Source organism: Streptomyces sp. NBC_01481, assembly GCF_026339995.1.
In the GTDB taxonomy this organism is placed as follows: domain Bacteria; phylum Actinomycetota; class Actinomycetes; order Streptomycetales; family Streptomycetaceae; genus Streptomyces.
This window is the reverse complement of record NZ_JAPEPT010000006.1, coordinates 156,862-181,601: the sequence shown is the minus strand read 5'-3', so window position 1 is coordinate 181,601 and position 24,740 is coordinate 156,862. Positions and strand designations below refer to the sequence as shown.

21 protein-coding genes are annotated in these 24,740 nt (G+C 71.0%); 9 read left to right on the top strand and 12 right to left on the bottom strand.

Annotated elements, in window-relative coordinates; genetic code table 11:
* Positions 1–606: 606 nt before the first annotated feature.
* Both OOK40_RS30625 and OOK40_RS30620 read right to left on the bottom strand, forming a co-directional pair.
* Entirely contained in the window at positions 607–2,100 is a 1,494-nt protein-coding gene (locus tag OOK40_RS30625) for a recombinase family protein (protein WP_266488019.1), read from the bottom strand.
* An 84-nt stretch (positions 2,101–2,184) separates the two neighbouring features.
* Complete coding sequence (locus OOK40_RS30620) at positions 2,185–2,766, bottom strand: TetR/AcrR family transcriptional regulator (protein ID WP_266488017.1); 582 nt, start codon at positions 2,764–2,766, stop codon at positions 2,185–2,187.
* A gap of 174 nt (positions 2,767–2,940) precedes the next feature.
* Between OOK40_RS30620 and OOK40_RS30615 the strand changes: the two genes are divergently transcribed.
* The 3 genes from OOK40_RS30615 to OOK40_RS30605 are packed head-to-tail and all read left to right on the top strand — an operon-like array spanning position 2,941 to position 6,553.
* Positions 2,941–3,228, top strand: a complete 288-nt coding sequence (locus OOK40_RS30615; RefSeq protein WP_266488014.1) for an SHOCT domain-containing protein — start codon at positions 2,941–2,943, stop codon at positions 3,226–3,228.
* The gene (locus OOK40_RS30610) at positions 3,225–3,986 is read left to right on the top strand and encodes an ABC transporter ATP-binding protein (protein WP_266488011.1); all 762 of its coding nucleotides are present in this window, start codon (positions 3,225–3,227) and stop codon (positions 3,984–3,986) included. Before OOK40_RS30615 ends, OOK40_RS30610 begins: the two co-directional genes overlap by 4 nt.
* Positions 3,983–6,553, top strand: a complete 2,571-nt coding sequence (locus tag OOK40_RS30605) for an ABC transporter permease (protein WP_266488009.1) — start codon at positions 3,983–3,985, stop codon at positions 6,551–6,553. Before OOK40_RS30610 ends, OOK40_RS30605 begins: the two co-directional genes overlap by 4 nt.
* 65 nt (positions 6,554–6,618) lie before the next feature.
* Here the strand turns inward: OOK40_RS30605 and OOK40_RS30600 are convergent, their stop codons facing one another.
* Both OOK40_RS30600 and OOK40_RS30595 read right to left on the bottom strand, forming a co-directional pair.
* Positions 6,619–7,134 carry an ATP-binding protein gene (locus OOK40_RS30600; RefSeq protein WP_266488007.1) on the bottom strand — a complete coding sequence of 172 codons (516 nt, stop codon included), beginning with the start codon at positions 7,132–7,134 and terminating at the stop codon, positions 6,619–6,621.
* Between the two features lie 178 nt (positions 7,135–7,312).
* The gene (locus tag OOK40_RS30595; RefSeq protein ID WP_266488005.1) at positions 7,313–7,636 is read right to left on the bottom strand and encodes a hypothetical protein; all 324 of its coding nucleotides are present in this window, start codon (positions 7,634–7,636) and stop codon (positions 7,313–7,315) included.
* A gap of 199 nt (positions 7,637–7,835) precedes the next feature.
* On the opposite strand from OOK40_RS30595, the gene OOK40_RS30590 reads away from it, so the two are divergent.
* On the top strand, positions 7,836–8,969 hold the full coding sequence (locus tag OOK40_RS30590; RefSeq protein ID WP_323136133.1) for a PLP-dependent cysteine synthase family protein: 1,134 nt from the start codon (positions 7,836–7,838) through the stop codon (positions 8,967–8,969).
* A 4-nt stretch (positions 8,970–8,973) separates the two neighbouring features.
* Here the strand turns inward: OOK40_RS30590 and OOK40_RS30585 are convergent, their stop codons facing one another.
* The 3 genes from OOK40_RS30585 to OOK40_RS30575 form a co-directional block, all read right to left on the bottom strand.
* Positions 8,974–9,456 carry an SRPBCC family protein gene (locus OOK40_RS30585; protein ID WP_266488003.1) on the bottom strand — a complete coding sequence of 161 codons (483 nt, stop codon included), beginning with the start codon at positions 9,454–9,456 and terminating at the stop codon, positions 8,974–8,976.
* 77 nt (positions 9,457–9,533) lie between these two features.
* Positions 9,534–9,983 (bottom strand): SRPBCC family protein, encoded by a 450-nt coding sequence (locus OOK40_RS30580; RefSeq protein ID WP_266488000.1) that lies wholly within the window; start codon positions 9,981–9,983, stop codon positions 9,534–9,536.
* Between the two features lie 6 nt (positions 9,984–9,989).
* Complete coding sequence (locus tag OOK40_RS30575) at positions 9,990–10,853, bottom strand: DeoR/GlpR family DNA-binding transcription regulator (protein WP_266488532.1); 864 nt, start codon at positions 10,851–10,853, stop codon at positions 9,990–9,992.
* A 226-nt stretch (positions 10,854–11,079) separates the two neighbouring features.
* Here OOK40_RS30575 and OOK40_RS30570 point away from each other — a divergent pair, with 226 nt between their 5' ends.
* Positions 11,080–13,443 (top strand): hypothetical protein, encoded by a 2,364-nt coding sequence (locus OOK40_RS30570; protein ID WP_266487995.1) that lies wholly within the window; start codon positions 11,080–11,082, stop codon positions 13,441–13,443.
* Here OOK40_RS30570 and OOK40_RS30565 read toward each other — a convergent pair.
* The 3 genes from OOK40_RS30565 to OOK40_RS30555 form a co-directional block, all read right to left on the bottom strand.
* On the bottom strand, positions 13,413–15,806 hold the full coding sequence (locus OOK40_RS30565) for a right-handed parallel beta-helix repeat-containing protein (RefSeq protein WP_266487993.1): 2,394 nt from the start codon (positions 15,804–15,806) through the stop codon (positions 13,413–13,415). The two genes, OOK40_RS30570 and OOK40_RS30565, sit on opposite strands and share 31 nt — an antisense overlap.
* A 125-nt stretch (positions 15,807–15,931) precedes the next feature.
* Positions 15,932–16,540, bottom strand: coding sequence for a hypothetical protein (locus OOK40_RS30560; protein ID WP_266487991.1), 609 nt, complete (start codon positions 16,538–16,540; stop codon positions 15,932–15,934).
* A 435-nt stretch (positions 16,541–16,975) separates the two neighbouring features.
* Positions 16,976–17,425, bottom strand: coding sequence for a DUF6643 family protein (locus OOK40_RS30555; protein ID WP_266487988.1), 450 nt, complete (start codon positions 17,423–17,425; stop codon positions 16,976–16,978).
* A gap of 241 nt (positions 17,426–17,666) precedes the next feature.
* Here OOK40_RS30555 and OOK40_RS30550 point away from each other — a divergent pair, with 241 nt between their 5' ends.
* The gene (locus tag OOK40_RS30550; protein WP_266487986.1) at positions 17,667–18,971 is read left to right on the top strand and encodes a TerD family protein; all 1,305 of its coding nucleotides are present in this window, start codon (positions 17,667–17,669) and stop codon (positions 18,969–18,971) included.
* A 4-nt stretch (positions 18,972–18,975) separates the two neighbouring features.
* Here the strand turns inward: OOK40_RS30550 and OOK40_RS30545 are convergent, their stop codons facing one another.
* Complete coding sequence (locus OOK40_RS30545; RefSeq protein WP_266487985.1) at positions 18,976–20,151, bottom strand: glycosyltransferase; 1,176 nt, start codon at positions 20,149–20,151, stop codon at positions 18,976–18,978.
* A 58-nt stretch (positions 20,152–20,209) separates the two neighbouring features.
* Here OOK40_RS30545 and OOK40_RS30540 point away from each other — a divergent pair, with 58 nt between their 5' ends.
* Together OOK40_RS30540 and OOK40_RS30535 are read left to right on the top strand one after the other, a co-directional pair.
* The gene (locus OOK40_RS30540; protein ID WP_266487982.1) at positions 20,210–20,983 is read left to right on the top strand and encodes a glutamate racemase; all 774 of its coding nucleotides are present in this window, start codon (positions 20,210–20,212) and stop codon (positions 20,981–20,983) included.
* A gap of 112 nt (positions 20,984–21,095) precedes the next feature.
* On the top strand, positions 21,096–21,662 hold the full coding sequence (locus OOK40_RS30535) for a hypothetical protein (protein ID WP_266487980.1): 567 nt from the start codon (positions 21,096–21,098) through the stop codon (positions 21,660–21,662).
* A 22-nt stretch (positions 21,663–21,684) separates the two neighbouring features.
* Here OOK40_RS30535 and OOK40_RS30530 read toward each other — a convergent pair whose 3' ends face one another.
* Positions 21,685–22,764, bottom strand: coding sequence for an O-antigen ligase (locus OOK40_RS30530; protein ID WP_266487977.1), 1,080 nt, complete (start codon positions 22,762–22,764; stop codon positions 21,685–21,687).
* 290 nt (positions 22,765–23,054) lie between these two features.
* Here OOK40_RS30530 and lnt point away from each other — a divergent pair, with 290 nt between their 5' ends.
* Positions 23,055–24,674, top strand: a complete 1,620-nt coding sequence (lnt, locus tag OOK40_RS30525) for an apolipoprotein N-acyltransferase (RefSeq protein WP_266487975.1) — start codon at positions 23,055–23,057, stop codon at positions 24,672–24,674.
* The last annotated feature ends 66 nt before the right edge of the window (positions 24,675–24,740 follow it).

Genomic DNA, 24,740 nt, shown 5'->3' with positions numbered 1-24,740 from the left:
AAAGAGTTGACCCGTCGGCCCCGAATCGCCATGAGTCTTGAGTTGGTGACGCACGCGAGCTTCGCTGGCAGAGGGCCGTGCCAGGGATTGGCACGGCCCTATTCGCTGCAGGGTCAGTGGTCAAGTGGGCGGCAGCATTGGCGGATTGATGGGGTTTCCGTCTTCGTCGTGCGGCGTCTGGTCAACGACGAATCGCTGCCCGTCCCGGACAATCGTGGTCACGCCCCGGGGCATTCGGTTCCCGCCGTAACCGGCCAAAGTCTCACCATGTGGACAGGTATTGACGCGTCAGGAGACGCTGAGACGCAGGGCAGGCATGCCAAAGGCCCCCACCCCAAGGATCAGGTGAGGGCCCCATCAGCGAGGCTCAGCGGTTACAGCGGCAGCCCTCCGGCGGGTCGGGTACGAGGGCGTCCGGGTGACCTTGCAAGGCAGCCAGGAGAGCCTCACAGCGCTCCACGCGGCTCCTGGTGACCAGCGACGCGTCTCCCCCGTGCTGGCGTCCCTACAAGTCGTTCAGCCGGGCCATTAGCGCGCGCACCTCAACGCTGCGGAAGTGGGTTTCAAGGACGGAATCGACCGCATCCTGTTCCGGCTGGGTGAGAGTCACGCCGTCACCTCCCCAGCCCACTTGATCGTCACGCGCTCCTCGCCAATGAACGGTGCCCCCCTACGCGTCCCCTGAGTGATCGTCACCTGGTCAATGGCCAGCCGGATGAGGTCACGGCGGAGCGCTCCATCTGCCTTGTCCCAATAGCGATCCAGGACCTCAAAATCATCGAACATCGTCAGGTCCACTCTCGTCCCGCTGAACTCGCTCACCCGCTCCTGGGCCTCCGCCAGGCTGGCCTCCGCCTCCACGACCAGCCTGGGGAAGTGCTTTCCCATAGCCCCCGCGTACAGTCCCGCCGCACGGTCGTTGGCGAGTTGCTCAAGGGCGGCCTCCGCTGCTTTGAGGGCCGCTACGGCAGCCTGTGCCTCGGCCGTCTCCGTGGGCCGTGTCAGCTTCAGCCAGCGTTCCGCAACGGCCATCATCAGCTCGCTGGGGTCGTCCAGTTCGGATGCCAGCACAGCAGCGCGCCACTGACGCCACACGTACTCGTCCAGGTATGCCCGCATGACGCTGGCCGGAGCGGGACAAGGCTTGCCCACCGTGAAGCCGTAGCAGCGGTATGAGCGTCCGTGGATGGCCGTCCCGCCTCCGCATCCGGCGCAGCGCAGCAGACCACTCAGCAAGTGCTTGGGGCGTCCCGTTCCGTCGCCTACGCGGGCATGTCCAGCGACCACTTGCCGTGCCCGCTGGACGACGTCAGGAGGTACAGGGAGGACCCCCTCCGCGAGGATGCTCACCCGCTTGCCCGCAGTGTCCCTGAACGCCACGGAGCGGCCACCCTTGACGCGGGTCACGGCCTGCCAACCCTCGTACACGGGGGAGCTGACCATACGGTGAATCTGCGAGCCTCCCCAGGTCTTCCCCGTTGGGCTCAGGGTGCCCTCGGCGTTGAGGGCGCTGGCGATGGCGCGAGCCGACTTGCCCTCTGCCGTGTCAGCGAAGATGCGGAGCACGACCGGCCAGCGGACAGGGTCGTGGGTGAGCTTGCGCGACGTCGCGTCAGCGATGAGGTAGCCGTACGGCGCGGCTCCCAGCCAAGCTCCTTCCTCGCGCTGGCGCTCCTTGGTGCCACGGACTCGGTAGCTGAGCAGGTCGCTGTACTCCCGTGCCTCCTCCGCCCGGTCGATGATGCGCCGTCGGTCGGGCGGGTCCTGGGAGTCGAGCCGCTCGTAATCGAAGATCAGCCGCTTGCCAGCGGTGAGAAGCGGAGCGACCAGGTCTGATCCCTTGCGAGTGAGCCTGTCTCCCGCGTAGCACCACAGGCCGTCGGTCTCGTCGGCGCGGAGGGCCGTTAGCGCCCGGTCAAAGTCGGGGCGATGGGTGTCGGTCCACGCTGAAAGGTTGTCTCTCCAGACCTGTCGGACCGTGTAGCCGTTCTCAGCGGCCCAGCGTCGGCCACGGTCCTCTTGCGCGCGGAAGGTCAGCGCATGGACGCCCTGTCTGTCCCGCTGGGACTTTCGTAGGTACAGGTCGATCGTGTCGGCCATGCTGTCCGCCCCTCTGAACTGGGCTTCCTTGCCCAACCGCGTAGTGTCTCACCTCCTAATGTGATCTCGTACTGCATGGCAGCATCAATTGCTCCCGTTGGTCCGCAGCAGAGCCAGCAGGCCCCGCACGCCCGCGTCGAACGCGGCCGTCGAGCCCGAGGCCCGGGCCAGCACATAGCCGCCCTGCACGGTCGCGACGATCGTCGCCGCGATCTCGGCGGGCACCAGCGCGGTGCTCAACTCGCCCCGCTCCCGGCCCTCCTGGACGATTGCCGCGAGCCGTCCGCGAAGCCAGCTGAGCGTCTCTTCGACCGGGGCACGCAGCTCGTCGTCGGCGATGACGTCCGGGTCCATCGTCAGCCGTCCGACAGGGCAGCCGCGCAGCACGTCCCGCTCGCGCAGCAGGTACGCGCTGATCCGCTCGTACGCCGTCCCCTCGACGCCCAGCGCCGCCTCGGCACTCGCGCGCAGCTCTTCGGCCGTGCGCCGGATCGCCGCGAGCGCCAGATCGGGCTTGCCAGCGAAGTGGTGGTACATGCTGCCCTGGCCGGCGCCCGCCTGCTGCTGGATCGCCTTGGGGCTGGTGCCCACATAGCCGCGCTCCCACAGCAGCTCACGGGTGGCCTCGATCAACCGTTCAGGGGTGCTCATAGGCCGACTGTACATACTAGTAGGTACAGAATCCAGGATGCTCGGGAGCAGCCGTGAAAGCCCTGCGTACTCCCTGGGTGGTACGCGCAGTGCCGCTGGCCGTACGACGACTTCGACCCCCTCCCGGCGAGAGCCTCGAAGGCGACAACGAACCGCGTACCACCATCGCCACCGAGGAGCTGAACCGAGATGAACACCCTGGCGTACGACGGGCCCGGCCCGTGGATTCTGTTCTTCCCGCTGATCTGGGCGGCCGTCGTCGTCTCCGTCGTCACCGTCCTGCGCCGTACCGGCATCTGGCGCGGCCGCCGCGGCCCGTGGCAGGGCCCCCGCGTGACGTACGGCGAGAACTCGCCGATCGCGATCATCGGGCGCCGTTTCGCCGCCGGTGAGATCGACGAGGACGAGTACTGGCGCCGACTGTCCGTCCTGGACGAGCAGTTCGGCCGCACGGCGGGCAAGGACGGCGCGGCATGACCACCACCGCCACTCTGACCCGGATCGCCGCCCGCGTCGTCGACGCCGTCAAGGTCTACGGCAAGGGCGACACCGAAGTGAGGGCCCTGGACGGGGTGAGCGTCGACTTCCCGGTCGGCCGCTTCACCGCCATCATGGGGCCCTCGGGCTCCGGCAAGTCGACGCTGATGCACTGCGCCGCCGGGCTCGACACCCTCACCTCGGGCTCCGCCCTCATCGGCGACACCGATCTGAGCGCGCTCGACGACCGCAGGCTCACCCTGCTGCGGCGCGAGCGCATCGGCTTCGTCTTCCAGGCCTTCAATCTCATCCCCACACTCACCGTCGCCGAGAACATCACGCTCCCCATGGATCTGGCGGGGGAGCGGGCCGACGGTGAGTGGCTCGACGCCCTCATCGACACCGTCGGACTGGGCGACCGGCTGCACCACCGGCCGAGCGAACTCTCCGGCGGGCAGCAGCAGCGCGTCGCCGTGGCCCGCGCCTTCGCCGGCCGGCCGGACGTGGTCTTCGCCGACGAGCCCACCGGCAATCTCGACTCCCGCTCGGGCGAAGAGGTGCTGCGGCTGCTGGGCCGGGCAGTGCGTCAGACGGACCGTACGGTCGTCATGGTCACCCATGACCCGGTCGCCGCGGCCCACGCCGACGAGGTCGTCTTCCTCGCCGACGGACGGCTCGTCGACCGGATGGAGGCCCCGACCGCCGAGCGCGTCCTGGACCGAATCAAGGCCTTCGACGTCAAGGGGACGAAGACATGAGCGGCAGCCGCGCCTCGCTGCGCATCAGCCTCAACTCCCTGCGCGCCCACAAACGGCGCTTCGCCGGCACCTTCACCGCCGTACTGCTCGGCGTGGCCTTTCTCGCGGGCACGCTCATCATGGGCGACACGCTCCGCGGCAGCTTCGACACCATGTTCGCCAGCGCCAACGGCGGCACCGACGCCGTTGTCCGCAGCTCCAATGTCGTCACGGTCTCCGGCGAGGGCCAGGGCACCCGGCAGCCCGTAGGGACCGACCTCGTGTCGAGGATCGAGAAGACGCCGGGTGTCGCCGCCGCCGTGCCCAGCATCCAGGGCGCGGGACAGCTCGTCGGATCGGGCGGCAAGCCCATCGGCGGACAGGGCCCGCCGACGCTCGCCGGCAACTGGATCACGGACCCGGAGCTCAACCCGTACCAGCTCGCCGAGGGACGGGTCCCCGCCAGGAGCGGCGAGGTCGTGGTCAACCGCGGCACCGCCGACAGGGGCGGGCTGGAGATCGGCGATCGTACCGTGCTGCGCACCCCCGACCCGGTGCAGGTCACGATCGTCGGACTGGCGACCTTCGGCGGCGAGGACGGCATGGCCCAGGTCACCTTCACCGCAATGACCCTCGCCGACGCCGAGAAGTACCTGACCCCCAAGCCCGGTCAGGCCGCGTCCATCCAGGTGCGGGCCGGACCCGGCACCAGTCAGCAGGAACTCGTGGACGCGCTGACGCCCGTACTGCCCCAGGGAGTCGAGGCGGTCACCGGCCAGGAGGTGACGGAAGAGAACCAGGACATGATCTCGGGTCAGTTCCTGAATCTGTTCACCACCCTGCTGCTGGTGTTCTCCGGCATCGTGCTGCTGGTCGCGACCTTCTCCATCTACAACACCTTCGCGATCGTCATCGCCCAGCGCACCCGCGAGAACGCCCTGCTGCGCGCGCTCGGCGCGTCGAGGCGCCAGGTCGTCGGCTCGACGCTCGTCGAGGCGGCCGTCGTCGCGCTGACCGCGTCCGCCGTGGGTCTCATCGGCGGCATCGGGATCGCCGCGGGACTGCGGGCGCTGTTCCCCGTCATCGGCTTCCCCTTCCCGGAGGGCAGCCTGGTCATCAGCGGTCTCTCGCTGCTGCTGCCGCTCACCGTCGGCGTGATCGTGGGCCTCGGCTCCGCGCTGATGCCCGCTCTCCGTGCCGGGCGGACCGCTCCGCTCGCCGCGCTGCGCGAGACGGCCGTGGACCAGTCGGCGGTCTCCCGGAAGCGTGCGTACATCGGAACGGGCGTCGCCCTGGCCGGTATCGGCATCATCCTGTTCGGCGTCGTGGCCTCGCCGTCCCTCTGGCTCGCGGCTGCGGGCGCTGTGCTGGCCCTGGCGGCCTTCGTGGTGCTCGGCCCGGTCGCGTCCTCGTATGCGGTACGGATCCTCGGCGGGCCGCTCGACCGGCTGCGCGGCGTGTCCGGCAGCCTGGCCAAGCGCAACGCCCTGCGCAGCCCCAAGCGGACCGCGGCCACCGCGACCGCGCTGATGATCGGTGTCGCCGTCGTCTCACTGTTCACCGTCTTCGGCGCCTCGCTGAAGGCGACCATGGACCAGACGGTCTCCCGGTCCTTTGCCGGTGATGTGGCCGTCAGCGTGCCGGCCTTCGGCGCGGGCGGCAGCGGGCTCAGCCCGAAGCTGGCCCCCGCCATTGCCGCGCAGCCCGAGGTGGAGACCGCGGTCGGCCTGGGCAAGGGCGTCGCGGAGGTCGACGGCGCGGGACGCCTGCTGACTGTCACCGACCCGGTGGCGCTGGGCAGGTCCTTCGACCTCGGCACCGTGCACGGCTCGCTCGACGGCCTCGGCACCACCGCAATGGCCGTCGCGGACACCGAGGCGGACAAGAAGGGCTGGAAGCCCGGCTCCACCGCTGAGCTCGCCTTCACCGACGGCCAGAAGCAGACCTTCACCGTCCGCGCCGTCTTCGAGCAGTCGGAGCTGGCGGGCGACTATGTCATCACCCGCGAGGCATGGGCCCCGCACCGGGGCCAGGACTCCGACACGCTGATCGCGGTCACTTTCAAGGACGGCGTGTCCACTGCGGACGGCGCGGCTGCGGTCGAGAAGACAGCGGCCGCGTACGGCAACCCCGAGGTGCAGACCCGCGACGAGTACGCGCAGAGCGCGGCCGGAGCCATCGACATGATGCTCACCCTGGTCTATGCCCTGCTCGCGCTCGCCGTGGTGATCGCGCTGCTCGGCATCGCCAACACGCTCACCCTCGCGATTCACGAACGCACCAGGGAACTGGGCCTGTTGCGGGCGGTCGGACAGACCAGGAGGCAGCTGCGCTCGATGGTGCGCTACGAGTCGGTGCTGGTCGCCGCCTTCGGCACGGCAGGCGGACTGGCCCTGGGCGGGCTGCTCGGCTGGGTGCTCGTCAAGGCGTCCGAGGGCGCGGGCGACACCGCCTTCGCGTTCGCCGTACCGCCGCTCCAGCTCCTGGTGGTCGCGCTGGTCGGCCTGGTGGCCGGGGCGGTCGCGGGCTGGCGGCCGGCGCGGCGGGCGGCACGCCTGGACGTGCTGCGCGCCATCGCCACGGAGTAGACGGAGCAGTCCGAGTGTTGTCCTCGAACGCCGGACGGGCTGCGAGCCCGTCCGGCGCCTTCTGCTCACCCGGCGACGGCCGACCGCGCTGTGGCGCGTTTACGCGCACCGTCCTGTGTTTCGGCGAACGGGCCGTCAGGCGTCGCTCCGTACACCATCGGATACGCCGGCAGAGCCACCGCGGACGACGGCGCCGAGAGCGTGAACCACACGATCTTGCCCGTGTCGCCCTTGGGCCGTACGCCCCAGCTCTCGCTCACCGCCGCTATCAGCGCGAGCCCGCGGCCGGAGGTGGCCAGCGCATCGGAGTCGCGCACGGTCGGAAGGCGCGGATCGTGGTCATGGACCGAGACCGTGAGCCGGTCGAGCAGCAACTCGATCTCGACAGTGCACACTTTGTCGGGCTCGGCATGGCGGTGGACATTGGTCAGCAGTTCGGTGACGCCGAGCGCTGCCTGGTCGATCAAGGGATCGAGATGCCAGTAGCGCAGTTGCGCCGAGATGATTCTGCGGACCTGACCGATCCGCGACGGCAGGGCCTGGAGCTCCACCGTGCAGTGCCTGCTTGGCTGGCTGATCACGGCTGCGACTCCCCGAATGAGGTCCGGAAGACGAAGGATCGGATCCAGCAGTTGGCTGGCTGCTGATGTGTCCGGCGGGCTGGATCACAGCGTGACCGCCGGTAAACCCTGAGTGACGTGATACAAGCGTGAACCAGTACAGACGGTTCCGCAACTCACCGCACTCGGGTGGTTACTCTCAGCTCCTGGTGCCGCCTGCGCCGCGCACGGCCTCCAGGAAGCGCCCGGCCAGCGCCCGGCCCTCCGGCCTGCGGCTGCGCTGCCCCATGGTGAGCCGGTACCTCTTGCCGTTGAGCGTCGCGACCGTGCTCGCGTCATCGGCGAACCAGGGCTTACCGGCCCTGACCGCGCGCACCGGCGCGCTCTCGATCACCCGGCCGTAGCTGGTGAGCAGCGCCAGCCTGCCGTCCTTGATCAGCACTTGTCCGGCCCTTGTCAATGATCGCGGCCACCGCTCGATCCGCACGCCCGTAGCACTGAATTCGGGCTCTGCCATCGCCATCGAGTCTCCGCCCCCTTCGCACGTTTCCTCCTTGCAAGTCTGCACAACTCGGGGCGAGTTCACCAGTACGTGCGGAAAGGCAGGGGCGGCTCCTGGCCTGCAAGTGACTCCTATGGATCCCCAAAGTGAACGTTTGTGCAGGTGAGGGGCTTACTGTGGCGAGTGGGGACCGGAGTCGACAAGGCGAGGAACGGCACGCATGAGTACGAGTGGGAAGTCTGTGACGGACGGGGCGATGGTGACCGTCGACGTGGACCGCAGCGATCCGCATTACCGGGCATGGCTGAAGGAAGCGGTCCGCAAGGTCCAGGCCGACGCGAACCGCTCCGCTGACACGCATCTGCTGCGTTTCCCGCTGCCGGAGCAGTGGGGAATCGACCTTTACCTCAAGGACGAGTCCACCCATCCGACTGGCAGCCTCAAGCACCGCCTCGCGCGCTCGCTGTTCCTCTACGGCCTGTGCAATGGCTGGATCCGGCCGGGCAAACCGGTCATCGAGGCGTCCAGCGGCTCGACCGCGGTCTCCGAGGCCTATTTCGCCAAGCTGATCGGTGTCCCCTTCATCGCCGTGATGCCGCGCACGACCAGCCCCGAGAAGATCCGGCTGATCGAATTCCATGGCGGGCAGTGCCACTTCGTGGACGACTCGCGCAAGATGTACGAGGAGTCCGCGTCCCTCGCGGAGCGCACCGGCGGCCACTACATGGACCAGTTCACCTACGCGGAGCGGGCCACCGACTGGCGCGGCAACAACAACATCGCCGAATCGATCTACCAGCAGCTGCGGTTGGAGCGCTATCCCGAGCCGGCGTGGATCGTGGCGACGGCGGGCACCGGCGGAACCTCGGCGACCATCGCCCGCTATGTGCACTACATGCAGCACGACACCCGGGTCTGTGTCCCCGACCCGGAGAACTCCTGTTTCTTCGAGGGCTGGACCAAGGGCGACCCGGGCGCCAGCAATGACTGCGGCTCCCGTATCGAGGGCATCGGGCGGCCGCGCATGGAGCCCAGCTTCGTGCCCGGCGCCATCGACCGGATGATGAAGGTGCCCGACGCGGCGAGTGTCGCCGCCGTACGGGCCCTGGAGAAGGCCATAGGCCGCAAGGCGGGAGGCTCCACCGGCACCGGACTGTGGAGCTCGCTGAAGATCATCGCCGAGATGGTGGCCGACGGCCGCAGAGGCAGTGTGGTCACGCTGCTCTGCGACCCGGGTGACCGCTATCTCGACAAGTACTACTCCGATGCCTGGCTGGGCGAACAGGGCCTGGACATCGCCCCGTACACGGCGACGATCGAGCAGTTCCTGGCCACGGGGGAGTGGCCCCGCTGATCTCTCACTGCGCTGCGGAGCGGGCGAGCTTCCGGTCGAGGTTGCGCACCGCGCCCCTGAAGGACGAGGCGAGTCCCGCCCGGCTCAGCTTCAGTACGCCGCGCATCGGCGCCGGGGCGTCCACCGCGAACGTCCACTGCACCCGGGTGCCGGCCGTGCCGGGCGTGAGCCGCCACTCCTCCAACAGGGCACGCAGCCCAGGGGCGTTGGTACGGTCCACGCGGTACGCGTAGCGTTCGCCGGGGTCGGTGGCGAGGATCGTCTCGGCGAAGAAGATCCCGCCTCTGAGCCTGACCTCGCGGCCGGCGCCCCCGTGTGTCGGAGTGGCGGAGGCGACCGCGTCGAACCAGGTGGGCAGGCCCGCGACATCTTCGGCGAGCGCCTCGTACACCGCCTTCGGCGCGGCCGACACCTCGGCCGAGAAGACCAGGCGCAGGGGAGCGGACTCGACGAAGTCGAGTTCCACGGGGCTCAGTCGGCGTGCCATGGGGACCGTACCTCCGGCGGGAAAAGGGGTGGGGGCGCACACCATAGCTGACAGGCCGTCAATTGTCGGCAGGTGCTTCAGACATGAGACGAGGATCTCCGCAGGAGTCCGTCCAGGGCGCGGCCGAACACCAGCCGCCCCGCCCGGGCGACCAGCGGATCCAGCAGCCGGGGCAGGAAGCGGATACGCAGCTCCTCCACCCAGACCACCACGGCGCCGGGACCCTCCGGAAGCACCTCGATCTCGGCCCAGCCCGTGATGACGGAGCCACGCTTCTCCAGACGGCAGCGCCCCGGCCTGCCGCTCGCGGGCGGCTCCCAGCGGACGACCTCCATCGGATCGTCGAAGCCGACGCGGCCCACTCCGGAGCGTGCGACGAAGCGGGTGCCCACCCGGGTCGGCGGCGGCGTCACGACCCGGACGGCCGTCAGCGGCACTTGGGTCGCGTGCCCGCGCCAGTCGGTGACGCGCGACCAGACCTCGCCGGCCGGCAGCGCGACGGCCCGCGTGAGCCGGAAGGCGCCCACCTGGCGTCAGCCGTCCTGTCCGCCGACGCTCTCGGGACCGCCGGAATTCTCGGGACCGCCCGCCACCACCAGACCCGGCAGATGCTCGGCGATCTCCTCGCGCGCCTCCTCGGACAGCCCCGAGTCCGTCACCAGCGTGTCGACCTCGGCCAGCGCGGCGAAGGAACTCAGGCCCACCGTCCCCCACTTGGTGTGGTCGGCGACCACGACGACCCGCCGCGCCGCCTGGACAAAGCGGCGGTTCGTCTCCGCCTCCGCCAGATTCGGCGTGGACAGCCCGGCCTCGACCGAGATCCCGTGCACGCCGAGAAAGAGCACATCGAAGTGGAGGGAACGGATCGCCTGGTCGGCGACCGGGCCCACGAGTGAGTCGGATGGCGTACGCACACCTCCGGTGAGGACCACCGTGGCCGCGCCGGGCCGCTGGCCGCCGGCGGCACCCGCACGCTGCGCCGCGTGGAACACGTCCGCGACCCGCACCGAGTTGGTGACCACCGTCAGATCGGGCACGTCGAGAAGGTGGTGCGCCAGGGCATAGGTCGTGGTGCCGCCGGACAGCGCGATCGCGGTGCCGGGCACCGCCATCCGGGCCGCCGCCCGCGCGATGTCCTCCTTGGCGCTCAGCTCCAGCGCCGACTTGGCCTCGAACCCGGGCTCGTGCGTGCTCGCCTCGACCACCGGCACCGCGCCGCCGTGGACCTTCTCGATGACCCCCTGCCGGGCCAGAGCGTCCAGATCCCGGCGCACTGTCATGTCGGAGACATTGAGTTTGCGGGTGAGCTCGTTGACCCGCACCCCGCCGCGCCTGCGCACCTCGTCGAGGATCAGGGCGCGCCGCTGCTCCGCGAGCAGGTTCTGGTTGTCGGTCACTGCCGGGGCCGGTCCTTCCATCTCGTCGTACACCGGGTGTCGTACACCGCCTGTGGCCAAGGCTGCTCATCCTCGCACGGCCGGTGCCGCCGGGGCTCGGGGAGATTCCGTAAGTGCCGTGCGGTGAACTGCCATGATCCGGGATGGTGGTCATGAGCCACCGCGCGGCCGCGCACTGATCGATCCTCCCATCGAGAGCCTTACATCGAGAGAGCGAGTCACAGAAGTGTCCTCTGCCACTCCGGTCCCGCCGAACGGAGGGCCCGCGCTGGAACTGCTGGTCCACGGCGTCGGCGGAGCCACCCCGCAGGACATGCTCGGCGACCCCCGCACGATCCGGATCTCCGGTGACGAGAAAGCCGCCGTGTTCCGCCGCACCGACGACGAGAAGGCGGAGAGCCACCCCGAACGGTACGAGGACCGGCCCGTCCCCGAGGCGTACTGCTGGTCCAATCTCACCTCCGGCAACAGCGCACGTGCCCTGTGGCTGCTGCTGCTCCCCTTCATGGTGGCCAACCTCGCGCACTGGATGCGCCCGCGCGCGAAGGGCCGCAGGACCACGACACGGCTGTACGGCGTGCTTGTGCGGCTCGTCGCCCTCAGCCTCACCGTGCTGCTGACGGCCGCCGCCTGCGAGGTCGCGCTCGATCTGCTGGCCTGGCAGTGCGCCGGCTCTGCCGCATGCACTCGGGAAAGGTCCTGGCTGGGATTCGTGTCCGCCGCTCAGGGCGGCTGGTGGTCACAGCCCGGCAGGCGCCTCGCGCTCGCCTCGGTCGTACCGGCCGCGCTGGTCGGACTGCTCTGGTACCTCTCCAACCGCACCTGGAGCGCGTACGAATCACAGCGGCCGCCGACCGGCGAGGACATGGGCGAGGAGGAGGGCCTGCAGGAGATCGAGGAGGACGCCGCCGGGCCGAAGGACCCCGTCGTACGGCCCGCGCTCGGCCGCCCGGGATTCTGGTACGGCCGCCGGCTCGTCGCCAGGCTGCGCGCCGTGCACACCGCCGCGGGCTTCCTCACCGTCGCAGCCGCCGTCGGCGGAGCCGCCGCCCGCCACGACCGGCGCGGCGACGACGCGCTGCTCGAAGTCTGCGGATGGCTGCTGGAAGCGGCCCTCGTCATCGGGCTGCTCGGCGTGCTGTGGGTCGTGGTGCGCAGGGGCCGCAGCGAGAAGCGGTTCGATGTCCGCGTCGACCGCGCCGCCGTGCGCTGGCTGCCGGGTGCCGCACTCGCGCTGTTAGCCCTGTCGCTGCTGTACGCCTCGTGGTCGCGGCCCGGCTGGGCCTCCACCGCCACCCTCCCCGGCGATGTCACCTTCCGCGTCATCGCCCTCGCCCAGGGCGCCCTGGTCATCGCCCTGGGCGTCGTCGCCTGGATCCTGCACCGCCGCGCGCGTCATGCGCGCACCGCCCTGTTCGGACTGGGCGGGCCGGCCGTCGCGATGCTCGCCTGCGCCCTCGGCGGGGTGATGACCGGCGGTGTCGCCCAGCGCGTCGCCGACTGGCTGGACGGCCCCGGCACGCCCGGCATGGACGGCGAAGGCTCCATTCCGGGGCCGCCCGTGCTGCTCAGCTGGCAGGCCTCGGTCATCCCCGTCCTGCTGATCGTCGTGTTCGTCCCCGCCGTCGTCCTGGCCGTACGCACCTGGCGGACGGCCCGCGGTCTCGGGAAAGGAGTGGAGACGGAGTATGAGGTCGGCCGTCCCGACGAGGGCCGCACCCGGCGCATCGCGGGCACCCGCGCGCGGGCCGCCCTCACCGACGCGGCACCTTGGATCGTCGGCATCGTCTCCGGCGCCACCCTGCTCCTGGGCGCTGGCGCGGTCGCCGGCGCGTGGGTGAACGGCGACGTGCCCGGCGAGGCCTTCGGAGACGGCTTTGCCCAGTCCGTTGCCGAGGCCGCACAGTCCGCCGGCTCCTGGCTGATCGGCTTCGGCTTCATACTGTTCGTCACCTGGGGCCGCCGCGCCTACCGTGACGCCTCCGCCCGGCGCACCATCGGCATCCTGTGGGACGTCGGCACCTTCTGGCCGCGCGCCGCCCACCCCTTCGCGCCGCCCTGTTACGCGGAGCGCGCCGTCCCCGACCTCACGTGGCGGATGTGCACCTGGACCGCACGTACCGGCGGGCGGCTCGTCATCTCCGGCCACTCCCAGGGCAGCGTGCTGGCGGCAGCCGCCGTCTGGCAGCTGCCCGCGGCCACCCGGCGCCGGGTGGCGCTGCTGACGTACGGATCGCCGCTCGAGCGCCTGTACGGCCGGTGGTTCCCCGCCTACTTCGGGCCCGTCGCTCTCGCCGAGCTGAGCGGCCAGGTAAGCACCTGGCGCAATCTGTGGCGGCTCACCGACCCGATCGGCGGGCCCGTCCGGGTCCCCGCCGACGGCGCGCGCCCCGGAGTCGACTGCAAGGCGTTCAAGGACCCGCTGGTGTACGGGCGTTCGAACCTGCATCCCCTGCCCGAGCCGATCCTCGGGCACTCCGAGTACCAGGCCGACCCGGAGTTCGAAAGGGAACGGCGCGAGCTGCTCGACCGGCTCACGCCTGTCGTTCCCCGTCAGGCTCAGGGCAGTTCGGGCAGATCGTCCGGGTAGAGGAGGGTCAGGTCGTCGGTGTTCACCTCGGTGAGCTCGGCGACCCGGCCCGCGTGCCGCTCCACCATCGACTCGAAGGTCTGGCGGGCGGTGCGGCCGTTGCCGAAGGCGGGCCCCTTGGGCAGCGCGGTGAAGTACTTCAGCAGTGCTTCACCCGTGCCCGTGCCCAGCCGGTACTCATGGTCCTCGGCCTGCTGCTCCACGATCCTCAGCAGTTCTTCGGGCACGTAGTCGTGGAAGGTGATGGTCCGTGAGAACCGGGATGCCACACCGGGGTTGACGGACAGGAACCGCTCCATCTCCGCGGTGTATCCGGCGACGATCACCACCACCGCCTCGCGATGGTCCTCCATCAGCTTCACCAGGGTGTCGATGGCCTCCTTGCCGAAGTCCCGCCCGGAGTCCTCGGGGGAGAGGGCATAGGCCTCGTCGATGAAGAGCACACCGCCGCGCGCCCGGTCGAACGCCTCCTGCGTACGGATCGCGGTCGAGCCGATGTGCTCGCCGACCAGGTCGACGCGGGAGACCTCGACGAGATGGCCGCGCTCCAGCACTCCGAGCGAGGCCAGGATCTCGCCGTACAACCGTGCCACGGTCGTCTTGCCGGTGCCGGGGGAGCCGGTGAAGACCAGATGGCGGCGGACGGACGCGGCCTTCAGGCCCGCCTCCTGGCGGCGCCTGCCGACCTCGATCATGTTGGTGAGTGTGCGGACTTCACGCTTGACGCTCTCCAGACCCACGAGCGCGTCCAGTTCGCCGAGCACGGCACCCGAGGCCCGTACGGGCTCGGCGGGCACGGCTTCGGGGGCGGGCTGCCCCGGGACCGTGGTGAGCAGCCCGGGGGACTGGGTCGCGGTCAGCACGGCCGTCGTCGGCTCGGCCGCGGTCCGTACGCCGCTCTCGTCGCTCGTGCAGTCCTCGGCGACCACGCCGTCGGACTCGGCGAACTCGTAACCGCCGCGCGCACAGCGCTCGGTGCGGCAGCGGCTCAGGGTCGTACGGCAGCCGTCCATCACATGGAAGCCGTAGCCGCCGCTGCCGGTGACCCGGCAGCCGCGGAAGGTGCCGCGGCCCTCCGCCGACACGTAGAAACCGGCCTCGGCGGGCGAGGTGACCGTGCAGCGCTCGATCACCGGATCCGCGCCCTTGGTGACGATCACGCCGGTCTGCGCCGCATCGATGGTGCAGCCGTTGAGGGTGCCGCCGCTGCCGTGGTCGCGGAACCAGGCGCCGGTGGAGGCCTCTCTGATCCGGCAGTCGTCGAGCTGCGCGGTCGCGCCGTCGCTCACCGACACGGCTGTGTTGCGGATCTGGGAGAGATCGCTGTCGACGACATCGACGCGCGAGCCGCGATCGAGGACGAACAGCGCGTCCGGGACGTCGTGGACACGGCACGAGTCGAGGACGGCACTCGCGCCGTCGCTGACCCAGACGGCCGGATAGTCGCCCGTACTGTCGTGGATCTCGCACTGGTTGGCATCCACCCGCGTGCCCGGATCCCACACCGACAGGCCGTTGCGCCCGAAGCGGCGCACCGTGGAGCGGGTGAGCGTGAGCACCGACCGCGAGCGCAGATCGATCGCGTTCTCCGGAATGTCGTGAATATCGCAGTCGGAGAGTGTGAGCACGGAGTCCGTGTCGAGCGTGATGCCGTCCGCCGAGGTGCGGTGCACGGTGGAGTCCGTCAGATGGGCCGAGGCGCGCGAGGCGATCTGGACGCCGGTGCCCTTGATCTCGTACACCTCGCAGCCGATCGCCTCCAATCCGCTGCCTTCGCCCGTCACGCTCAGGCCCGCGCCCGAGGCGTGATGCACCCGGCAGCGCTCGAAACGCGGATGCGCGCCGCCGCGCACGGAGATGCCCGATTGGCCGGCCGCGACGACCTCGCACTCCTCGAACACCCCGCCCGCGCCGTCCAGAACGCCGATGCCGACGCCCCCCGGATTGTCGACGGTGCAGCGGCGGACGGTCGGCCGGGCCGCGCCACGCACCTCGAGACCGGCCGCGGAACGGGTCACGATCCGCAGATCGATCAGCTCGGGTGTGCCGTCCTCGACGAGCAGCGCGGGGGCCGCCGAGTCCTGCCCCTCCACATGGAGGTCCTGGACGGTGGCCGAGGCACGCACGGTCAGCGCGACCCCGTCGGCGGGCGCGATGCGCACCGAACCGACCGCGCCCTCGGAGCCGCGCAGGGTCACCGCCCGCTGGACGACGAGGTTTTCGCGGTACGTCCCCGGCGCGACGGTGAGAATGTCGCCGTCACCCGCGGCCTCCAGGGCTGCGGCCAGTGAGGGGTACTCGCCCGTGCGGCGCCGCCACCGCGATGTGCCGGTGTGCGTCACCTGGACCGTGCCCTGTGCCATCGTGCTGCTCTGCCCCCACCTCGTGAAACTGCTCAGCCGCGTTTTTGAGGGGACGCCCCCTCACCCCCGAGGGGTCGCACCACCGTAGCGCGCGCGGCGAGCGGGAGTTGACGAGATGTGACCGGTCAGCTGCCCGCGCCGGTGCGGCCCCAGTCGGGGCCCGCCGCGGCCCAGGCCCGGTCCAGGCGCGCGTGTCTGCGTCGTACCAGCCGCCACATGACCAGCCGTCTGGCACCTTCGACGAGCCCCGCGGCGCTCAGGGCGGCTGCGATGCCCGCGAGAACGGCGTGCACCCGCGCGGTCGCCGCGTCCATCGGACGACTGACGATCCGGCCCGTACGGTCGGTCCAGATGGTGAAGGTGTCACCGGCCCGCGCGCTACGCAGCACCGTGGAGACCGTGCCGGTGTGCCGACTGCCGTCCACCGCCGTCCACTTCGCCACGACGGGCCGGCGCTGCTCACGGGCCGCCGCACCCTCGGGGTCGTAGGCCGCGGGCCTGGGCTCCTCGGCCGGTCTCAGCACCGTCGCGGTGACCTGATGACGCTGCTGGCGCTGGATCCGCACCGACTGCCGCAGCGAGTCGTCGGTCAGACTGCCGCAGAGCCAGCCGACGGCCGGAGCGGCGGTGACGAGAAGCACGGCGGCGACGAGCGCCAGCCATGCCTCGACGAGATCGGTCGCACGGCGCAGGGGATTGCGGCGCCAGCGCCAGACTCCTGCGGCTGTTCGCACGGTCCTGCACCCCCTTCCGCATCCGTCGTAGCCCGGTACGGCACGGCACAGGCGCGGGTGGTGCGAAGAGAGAGCAACGTCACCCCTGCCCCCGACACGCTCCGGCCCCCGCCAACCGTCCAACGCGCGCGGCACCACGGAGGGTTCCCCTGGGCGCTCATCGGCGCTCATCGGCCCGGAATGGCCGGATCGTCGCGGATCGGCGCCCATCGGTGGGAATCGGCGCTGAACGGCCGGAATCCGCCGCCCGGCCGGAGGGCTCGAGGGCCCGGACATGCGCCAACGCCGGCAGTCGCTGCCGGCGTTGGTCGGCCACCCTGGCCGAAGGGTCGATCAGTGTCCACCGACGGTCCCCCGGCGAATTCCCGCGGCTGTTCAGCCGTTTCGCCGGTGCGCACCCCGCGTCCGCATCGGACCGGGTGGACAGTCGGTCGGTCAGTACCCCCGGCCGCCCTGGTACGGCCGGTTGTACGGGTCGTCGTAGGGCGTGGGCGCCGGAGCGGGACGGGCGGCCGCGGGCCGCATCGCCTCGTAACCGGTGGCAACCGGACGGGGCTGCTGCTGGGAGTAGCCCTGGGGTCCGGGATACCCGCGCGGCACCTGGGGCTGCTGCGGGATGTACGGAGCAGGTGCGTGCTGCAGCGGCATGGGCTGCTGCATCTGCTGCGGATAGCCGTAGGAGGGAGAGGGAGCCGCCGGGAGGGCGGGCAGGGCCGCGGGGAGCGCCGGCAGGTAGCTGTTGCCGGTGTCGTACGCGGAAGGCACTCGGATCGGCGCGATCTGAGGTGTGCCCCGCTCCGCGACCAGGGAGTCGTAGATGGGGGTGTCGGGGAACGACGGAGCGGAGTAGTAACCGCCGCCGTAGGTGGCGCGGGGGGAGGTCATGGCACATAAGTTAAGCCCACGATGTGCTGGTTGGGGAGTCCGATAAGAGGGTTGTTTCGGGAGATGCGAGTGACCATGGATCCCCAATGTGAGCGAATCTGGGGAAATCGGTCGCAGGCAAGTGCTGAGATCGTGTAAAGGGCAAGCTGAGAGCGGGTTACCCACGGGTCGGCCGGGGTGCTCGGGCCTCTCGGATGATTAGGTGGTCGCCAGATGAACTTTCCGGACACCCCGACTCGCGATGGGGGCGAGCATGTCCATGCTTAAAGGAGCCAATACTCCGGTTTCGGCGCCGCAGGTTCGCGTCGAGTTGGGCTGGCGTTCAGGGCCGGGTGTGCCGGACGTCGACGCCTCGGCGCTCCTCCTGGCGTCGGGAAAGGTCCGTTCCGACGCCGACTTCGTCTTCTACAACCAGCCTTCGCACGCCTCGGGGGCCGTACGCCACGAGGGCAAGCAGACCGCACCGGACGGTGTGAGGGACCAGATGTCGGTCGACCTCGCGCGCGTGGAGCCCGCGATCGAGAAGATCGTGCTGGCCGCCTCGGCCGACAGCGGCAGCTTCGGGCAGGTGCCCGGGCTCTACATCAAGGTGCTCGACGCGGGCTCCGGCGCCGAGATCGCGCGCTACGACAGCCAGGACGCGACCGTGGAGACGGCCTTTGTCCTGGGCGAGCTGTACCGGCGTCAGGGCGCGTGGAAGTTCCGTGCCGTGGGGCAGGGCTACAGCAGCGGACTCGAGGGCCTTGCGACGGACTTCGGCATCACGGTCGACGAGCCGCAGCAGGCGGCACCCGCGCCGGCTGCCCCGGCCGAGCCCGTCATGCCTCCGGCACCACCGGCACCGATGCCGCAGCCCGTGGCGCCTCCGGCTCCGGCGCCGCCTGCGCCCGCTGCCGCGCCCTCCGCTCCCGTACGCCTCACCAAGGTGACGCTCACGAAGGACACCCCGTCCGTCTCCCTCACCAAACAGGGCGGCACGTCGGGCGCGATGCGCGTGAACCTCAGCTGGCAGGTGCGCAAGCAGTTCCAGGGCTGGGGCGCCAAACTCGGCAGAGCAGTCGCCATGCACGGCGACCTCGACCTCGATCTGTGCGCGCTCTTCGAACTCACCGACGGCCGCAAGGGCGTGGTCCAGGCCCTCGGCAACGCCTTCGGCGCGCTGAACCAGCCTCCGTACATCCATCTCGACGGGGACGACCGCACCGGCGGCACCTCCGGCGAGAACCTCACGATCAACCTCGATCACAAGGACCAGCTGCGCCGCGTCGTCATCTTCGTCACCATCTACCAGGGCGCGCGCAGCTTCGCCGATCTGGACGCGACGGTCACACTCCAACCGCAGCACGGCGCCGCGATCGACTTCTCGCTCGGCGAGTGCACCGTGCCGTCGACGGTCTGCGCGCTCGCGCTGATCACCAACACCGGCTCGGATCTCGTCGTCCAGCGAGAGGCCCGCTTCCTGGTCCCGGAGCGTGGCGTGAGCCCGCAGCGCACCATCGACTACACGTACGGCTGGGGCATGAACTGGACGCCCGGCAGGAAGTAGATCCTCAGCGGTCGGGAGCCGTCTCGGGACGTGAGTATGTACGTCCCTTCCAGGCGGCTCCCCGGCCGCGGTAGTGCTGTACCGCCGAATCGACCGTCATCAGCAAGTACAGCAGCGCGGTGAAGGGCAGCAGGGGGGCGAGCAGCGGCGGTTGGCGGTAGTAGCGCAGCATCGGGAGATACGTGCCCGTCATCACTGCCCACGCCAGGCCCCCGGCCCAGCCCGCGGCCGCGTCGTTCCCGAACACTCCGAAGAACAGTGCGACGGGTGGCACGAGATAGACGAGCGCGAGCCCCGCCACCGTTCCGGCCAGCAGCAGGGGACTGTGGAGCAGTTGCGCGTACGCGCTGCGCGACACCATCCGCCACAGGTTCGCCAGCCGCGGATACGGCCGCACGCTCTCCACCCGCTCCGCAAGGCCCAGCCAGATCCGCCCGCCCGCGCTCTGTACCGCCCGAGCCAGCGACACATCGTCGATCACCGCCTGCCGGATCGACTCCGGTACGCCCGCCCGTTCGGCTGCCTCGGTGCGCAGCAGCACGCAGCCACCGGCGGCGGCCGCCGTGCGGGCACCCGGGCGGTTGACCCACCGGAAGGGGTAGAGCTGCGAGAACAAGTAGACGAAGGCGGGCACCACAAGTCGCTCCCAGCCGCTCGCGACCCGCAGCCGGGCCATCTGGGAAACCAGGTCGAGACCCTGCGTGCGGGCGGCGGCCACCAACTCGCGCAGGCTGTCCGGATCATGGGCGATGTCCGCGTCGGTCAGCAGCAGATACTCGGGCTCGCGTGCGGCCCGGGCCACGGCGATGCCGTGCCGCAGCGCCCAGAGCTTGCCGGTCCAGCCGGGCTCCGGCTCACCGGGGGAGACCACCCGAAGGGGCAGCCCGCCGTGCTGCCCGGACAGCGCGTGGGCCACCTCCCCGGTTCCGTCCGTACTGCCGTCGTCGACCAGAACGATCTCCGCGCGGCCGGGATAGTCCTGGGCGAGGAGCGAGGGCAGGCTGACCGGCAGGACCTCCGCCTCGTCGCGCGCGGGCACGACGACGGCCACATCCGGCCAGTCCGCGGGGGCCTCGCGCCGGGGCAGCCGTTGATCGGTACGCCAGAAGAAGCCCTGCCCGAGCAGCAGCCATCCCCAGGTGGCGAGCGATCCGACGGCGATCCAGGCAATGGCGCTCATTTGCCGCAGTCTGCCCCACCACGCCGGTACCGCAAGGGCAGTCGACTAAGGTGACCGGGTGAAGATCGCGCTTATGGACTCCGGAATCGGCCTGCTCGCGGCGGCCACTGCGGTGCGCCGGCTGCGGCCGGACGCGGATCTGGTCCTGTCGTGCGACCCCGACGGCATGCCCTGGGGGCCGCGTACACCCGACGATCTCACCGAGCGTGCGCTCGCCGTGGCCCGTGCGGCCGCCGCGCAACGCCCCGACGCGCTGATCGTCGCCTGCAACACGGCCTCCGTGCACGCCCTGCCCACGCTGCGCGCGGAACTGGAGCCCGCGATCCCGGTCATCGGGACGGTGCCCGCGATCAAGCCGGCGTCGGCTGGCGGCGGCCCCGTCGCGATCTGGGCGACGCCCGCCACGACCGGCAGCCCCTACCAGCGCGGCCTCATCCGGGACTTCGCCGACTCGGTCACCGTGACAGAGGTGCCCTGCCCGGGACTTGCGGACGCTGTGGAGCACGCGGACGAGACGGCCATCGACTCGGCGGTTGCGGCAGCGGCTGCCCTCACTCCCGGCGATGTAAGGGCCGTCGTCCTGGGCTGCACCCATTACGAGCTGGTCGCCGACCGCATCAGGGCAGCTGTCGGCGGGCAGGTTGTCCTGCACGGTTCGGCCGAGGCCGTCGCGGCGCAGGCGCTGCGTCGTATCGGCGAACTGCCCGCCCCTGACGCCACTCCGGGAAACCGGCTCACGGTGCTGCTCAGCGGCCGTGAGTCCGCTCTTCCCGGGCAGTCGATGAGCTATGCCGAAGGCCGTCTGCTTCAGGCAGTGACCCCCGCACACTGACGGTGACCGCCCGTCCGGCCCGCCGCCCTCGCCCGCGAGCCGCCCCCGTCCTTGGCCCGATCTCGATTCCCGAGTCTCTGCCGAGCCGTCGGAAGCTCGGTACTCTGCGTCCATGACGGACCACCCCCACGACTTGTCGCCCACCGTGGAGCCGCGGCCAGCGGTCTGGACCGGGCGTGCCACCAACCGCATTCAGTGGCTGCTCGCCGCGGCGGGCGCGGCCTGCATGGCGCTGGGTGTCGAGCTCGCTGTCGACTCCACATGGACCTCGGGCATCGTCGCCCTGCTGATGTCCGTGATCGGCTGTGTCGCGGCGGGGCTGTTCATCCTGTACGGGACCCTCGCCTTCGTCCATGTGGCCGTACGGGTGGACCGCGATGCCGTCGAGGTGCGCTGCGGCTACATGGGCCTGCCGCGGCGAAGGATCCCGCTCTCCCATGTCGTGTGCGCGGAGTTCGACCCGAAGGTCAATCCGAGGCATTGGGGTGGCTGGGGTTATCGCTGGCGCCCGGAGAAGGGCACGGCCGTGGTCGTACGCCGGGGTGAGGGCATCGTCGTCACGCTGGGTGACGGCAGGACCTTCACCGTGACTGTCGACGACGCGGAAGAGGCCGTCAGGGTGATCCGCCACTGTCTCGGCCTGGCGGGCGCCGGAGCGGGCCGGCCCGCGGAAGCCTGAGCCTCCGGCTGCCGCGAGGGCCCTAGAGCACCGGGCTGTCCGCGTGCCTCTGCCGTGCCGCGTGCCGCTGCGCTCCCGTGCTGCCCTCGCCCGGCATGCGGGCAGTCGCCAGACCTGCGAGCAGCCCCGCACCCGCCGTCACCGGGGTGAAGCTCAGAGCGTTGCCGACACTCGCCAGGAACGCCAGCGCCGTCAACGTGGCGCCCGCGCTCAGCACCACGGGCGTGGACCGGGGCGAGCGCCACAGGCCGTAGAGCAACCAGCCGAAGACGGCCCCCAGCAGAGCCACCCCCACGACACCCTGCTCGGCCGCCTGCTGCAGCGAGGCGGAGTGCGGTTTGCCGTCGGAGCCCAGCGACTGCTGCGCGGTGGTGCTCAGCGTGCCGAAGCGGTCAGGGCCCACGCCCCGTACCGGATCCTCCTTGGCGAGGGTGACCGCGTCCTGCCACAGCGCCACGCGGTTCTGGGTCAGCTGGCCTTCCAGCGAGACCGTGAGTCCCTCCGGCAGGGCGTCCTCGGCCACGCCCCATGTGGTGGCGACGACCAGGGCGGTGGCGACGGCGAGTCCGCCGAGGGCCAGGGTCCGCCAGCGCATCCGGGCCGCCGCGAGCGAGCAGAGCAGCACGCCGATCGCGGCGGCGAAAGCGGTCACGGAACCGAGCGCCAGCGCGGTCGAGGCGACGGCGAGAGCGAGCAGACGCAGTGCGAGACGCAGCACCGGCGGGCGGGCGGCGGAGGCGGCGCAGCAGCCGGCGCCCGCGGCGAGTACCAGCAGGGCGGCGGCCGCCCCGGTGTGACCCGGCTGGATAGGGGCGCCCGCGTTGGCACCGGGTACGCCCTCCCGCGATGCGAGCGCCAGACCGAGCGCGGCGAGCGCCGCCGCGGACGGGGCGGCGACCGGCAGGAGTGTGCCGCAGATACGGCCGCAGGCGTAGCCCGCGGCGACGGCGAACACGGCGAGCAGTACGCCCTCAGGCCGTGCCTCGCGCCCGGCCGCGCTGACGAGCGACCACACGACACATCCGCTGAGGACGACGACGCCGGCGATGTCGGTCGCGCTGCCGCGCTCGCGCGCCGCGGACCGGCTGTCCGGTGCAGCCATCCCGTCGACCCCCCGACCTGTGACGGGCCCTGCCGCAGCAGCCGAACCGGATCGGGTGGCAGGACTGGCGCACACGGTAACGGCAGATGCGGGTGTTTGTGGATGGGTTGCGCAGGAACGTTGCGGCAGCGGGGGCGGAAGGCGGTCCCGGAGTCGCGGCAGCGGTGGGGGCAGGCGGTCCCGGAGTTGCGGCAGCGGCGGCAGGCGGCCCGACCCGCAGACGCGTCAACTGATCCGGTGATCCGGACCGGACTGCCGAGAGCACAGCAACCCGCCGTAGACTCCGCTGGGTGAGCGCCACCGTCACCTCCGTCGACACCCCCCAGCCCGCCACCGCCGCAGGCCACCCGCTGCTGCGCCGGTCCGTACGGCCGGGTGCCGCCGCGCTGTCCGGGGTGATGCTGTTTCTGAGCTTCCCGCCGCGGCCCCTGTGGTGGCTGGCCCTGCCCGCGTTCGCCCTGCTCGCCTGGACCCTGTACGGGCGCAGGCTGCGGCCCGCCTTCGGCCTCGGCTACCTCACCGGCCTCGGCTTTCTGCTGCCCCTGCTCGTCTGGACGGGCGAGGAGGTCGGCGCCCTGCCGTGGGTGGCCCTGACGGCGGCGGAGGCCGTGTTCGTCGCCCTCGCCTGCATGGGCATCGCCGCGGTGTCCCGGCTGCCCCTGTGGCCGGTGTGGGCCGCCGGCGTGTGGATCGTGGGCGAGGCTGCCCGCGCGCGGATGCCGTTCGGCGGCTTCCCCTGGGGCAAGATCGCCTTCGGCCAGGCGGACGGCGTCTTTCTGCCGCTGGCCGCGGTGGGCGGGACACCGCTGCTCAGTTTCGCAGTCGTCCTGTGCGGCTTCGGTCTGTACGAGACCGCCCGCCGCGTTCACGCGTACAGGCGCACCCGCGAACTGCCGCGCGGTGCGGCGCTCGCAGCGGTCCTCACCGTGCTCGTCCCGGTCGCCGGGAGCCTCGCCGCCCTGCCGCTCGTGGACGACACCGCCGAGGACGGCACCGCGACCGTCGCCGCGATCCAGGGCAACGTGCCGCGCCTGGGGCTCGACTTCAACTCCCAGCGCCGCGCCGTCCTCGACAACCACGCCCGCCGCACCCAGCAGCTCGCCGCCGATGTGACGGCGGGCAAGGTGGCGAAACCGGACTTCGTGCTGTGGCCCGAGAACTCCTCGGACCTCGACCCGTACCGCAATCCCGACGCCAAGCTCGTGATCGACCGGGCGGTGAAGGCGATCGGGGTACCGACCGTCGTGGGCGCCGTCGTCACTCCCGACACCGGCAAGCTCCGCAACACCCTGATCGAATGGGACCCGGCGGGCGGGCCCGTCAACACCTACGACAAGCGTCATGTGCAGCCGTTCGGCGAGTACATCCCGATGCGCTCCTTCGTACGGCTCTTCAGCGCCGACGTCGACCGGGTACGGCGCGACTTCGGCCCCGGCCACAAGGTGGGTGTCTTCGATCTGGCGGGCACCAGGGTCGGACTTGTCACCTGCTTCGAGGCGGCGTTCGACGACGCCGCGCGGGACACGGTCACCCACGGCGCGCAGCTGATCTCCGTACCCAGCAACAACGCCACCTTCGGCCGCAGCGAGATGACCTATCAGCAGCTGGCCATGTCGCGGGTGCGGGCCGTCGAGCACGGGCGCTCCGTCGTCGTCCCCGTCACCAGCGGTGTCAGCGCGGTGATCATGCCGGACGGGAAGATCGTCCAGAGGACCGAGATGTTCACGCCGGACGCCCTGGTCGCCAAGGTGCCGCTGCGTTCCTCGCTCACTCCGGCGACCCGGCTCGGTACCTGGCCCGAGCGGATTCTGTTGCTGGTCGCGGCCGGCGGCGTGGGCTGGGCCGTGGCCGGTGCGGCGCAGGCCCGCAGGCTGCGGAAGGCGGGGCAAGGCACGGTCGACGCCGGCTAGGACACCGTGACGTCGGCGAGAACAGGGTGACCCCCGTGAGGACGCCTCCGCCGGTGAGTTCAGCCG